Source organism: Rhodococcus sp. BS-15 (genome assembly GCF_000813105.1).
Taxonomy (GTDB): Bacteria; Actinomycetota; Actinomycetes; order Mycobacteriales; family Mycobacteriaceae; genus Rhodococcoides.
The window spans coordinates 1-2587 of record NZ_BAOX01000458.1 but is presented as its reverse complement, the minus strand read 5'-3'; the positions used below and the strand labels follow the sequence as shown (position 1 = coordinate 2587).

1 protein-coding gene and 2 pseudogenes are annotated in these 2587 nt (G+C 65.9%); all 3 read right to left on the bottom strand.

The window, feature by feature from the left end; genetic code table 11:
* Window positions 1-58 precede the first annotated feature (58 nt).
* The gene (locus RHBS_RS26760) at window positions 59-550 is read right to left on the bottom strand and encodes a DUF3239 domain-containing protein (RefSeq protein WP_237669805.1); all 492 of its coding nucleotides are present in this window, start codon (window positions 548-550) and stop codon (window positions 59-61) included.
* A 39-nt stretch (window positions 551-589) separates the two neighbouring features.
* A pseudogene (locus RHBS_RS26755) lies at window positions 590-2244 on the bottom strand (DNA repair helicase XPB).
* Between the two features lie 88 nt (window positions 2245-2332).
* Window positions 2333-2587: pseudogene (locus RHBS_RS26750) on the bottom strand (DNA-binding protein); the annotation flags it as partial.

The window sequence follows — 2587 nt, the reverse complement described above, 5'->3', positions numbered from 1 at the left end:
TCTCCCGGGTGGCAGCGTGCGATGACCGCCGGATCGGTGGTTCCCCAGGCGATGGGCATCACCGAGCCAACTGCCACGCTCGCCCGCCGGTGTTTCGGCCACGGTCCGCGAGAACCGACACCGCGGGAACCTGTGCGCCCCGCTCGACGGCGTGTCCGGGCAGGGCCCGTACGACGCGGGTGATCAGCACATAATGCGGCTCGTCCACCCCGGGCTTCGCGATGTCGACCAGGGCCAGTAGCGTCGCTCCACCCGGTAACTTCTCGGCCACCACCGCCGGCACCAGATCGCCTGCGCCATATTGTGATTCGATGGAACCCATCTTTCGGGGTGCCCACAGCATCACCCAGAGCGAGGTGGCGGCCGCGATCAGGAACACCGCGCCGAGGATGTACGACCACGGGGCGGCGATCCAGATGAACCACGCTCCCAGTGCGATGAGGAACACGGCGGTGAGCGCTGCGGATGCCCGCAACCGGCGAAGCTCGGTGAACGTCTCGTTGACCGACTTCGCGTGGGCTACGTCTACAGGGAACTCGAACTTGCGCACACAGGTATTCCTAGCACGGCACCGAGCCGACCCGAAGTCTCAGATCGCCGGACCGAGCAGATCGTCCGCGTCGGTGATGCGGTACGCGTAGCCCTGTTCGGCGAGGAAGCGCTGACGGTGGGCTGCGTACTCGGCGTCGAGGGTGTCGCGGGAGACCACCGAGTAGAAGTGCGCCTGACCACCGTCGTGCTTCGGCCGGAGCAGTCGGCCCAGGCGCTGAGCCTCTTCCTGCCTGGAGCCGAACGTTCCCGAAACCTGGACTGCCACAGAGGCTTCCGGAAGGTCGATCGAGAAGTTCGCCACCTTGCTCACCACGAGCGTCTGGATCTCGCCCTTGCGGAACGCGTCGAACAGCACTTCACGTTCCTTGTTCTTGGTCGAGCCCTGAATGACCGGAGCGTTCAGCGCTTCACCGAGCTCGTTCAACTGGTCGAGGTAGGCGCCGATGACCAGCGTCGGAGCATCTTGGTGTTTGGCGAGGATCGATTTCACGACGGCGATCTTCGTGTGCGCCGTCGAGCACAGCTTGTAGCGCTCCTCGGGCTCGGCCACGGCGTACGACATGCGCTCGGCATCGGTGAGGGTGACGCGAACCTCGATGCACTCGGCCGGCGCGATCCAGCCTGTGCCTCGATGTCCTTCCATGGTGCGTCGTAGCGCTTGGGCCCGATCAGCGAGAAGACGTCGCCCTCGCGGCCGTCCTCGCGGACGAGCGTCGCGGTGAGGCCGAGGCGTCGACGCGACTGCAGATCGGCTGTCATGCGGAACACCGGCGCGGGGAGCAGATGCACCTCGTCGTAGATCACCAATCCCCAGTCGCGGGAATCGAAGAGTTCGAGGTGCTTGTATTCACCCTTGGTACGACGCGTGATCACCTGGTACGTGGCGATTGTCACAGGGCGAATCTCCTTGCGCTCGCCCGAATACTCGCCGATCTCCTCCTCGGTGAGCGAGGTGCGTGCAATGAGTTCGCGCTTCCACTGCCGACCGGCGACGGTGTTGGTGACCAGAATCAGCGTGGTGGCCTTGGCTCTGGCCATAGCGGCCGCGCCGACCATCGTCTTGCCTGCGCCGCAGGGCAGTACGACGACTCCCGAGCCGCCGGCCCAGAAGGAATCTGCTGCCATCTCCTGGTAGTCGCGCAGCGTCCAGTTGCCGCCCTCGGTGTCGAGCTCGATGGGGTGAGCTTCGCCGTCGACGTAGCCGGCGAGGTCCTCGGCGGGCCAGCCGATCTTGAGCAACATCTGCTTCACGTGGCCGCGTTCGCTCGGATGCACGATCACCGTGTCCTCGTCGACCATCGCGCCGAGCATGGGCGCAATCTTCTTGTGGCGCATCACCTCTGTGAGCACCGCGCGGTCCAGGCTGATCAGCACCAGGCCGTGCACCGGGCTCTTGACCAACTGCAACCGGCCGTAGCGTGCCATCGTGTCGACGATGTCGACCAGCAGCGGCTGCGGCACTGCGTAACGCGAGAAATTCACCAGCGCGTCGACCACCTGTTCGGCGTCGTGGCCGGCGGCACGGGCGTTCCACAGTGCCAGCGGGGTGATGCGATAGGTGTGCACGTGCTCGGGGGCACGTTCGAGCTCCGCGAACGGTGCGATGGCCGCCCGCGCTGCACCCGCGAGTTCGTGATCGACCTCGAGCAACAGCGTTTTGTCGGACTGGACGATCAGCGGGCCGTCGGTCACGGTTCCTCCTAGAGACATCTGCTGCGCCCGAAAGAGCGCAACTTCTCCATTGTCCACAGGTAGGGGCGTGCGTGCACGTGAGCCCGGTCTACTCGACCAATGCGACCGAGGTGATCCGGTGCAGGGTGAAGCGCCGAACCCCACCGGTGGCGGGGTCGAACGCGTCGAGTTGGCCACCGCCGATGCTGATCGGATCGACGATGCGATGGGTCGCCACGCCCTGGGCGTCGACGTAGCCGATGCTCACGCTCCGTTTGACCTTCGCCGCGGTCTGCAGGAGCGTCATCGTCGCGGTGCTGCTGGCCCGAGACCCGTCGGCGCGCACCACGGCGCCGCCGTTGCC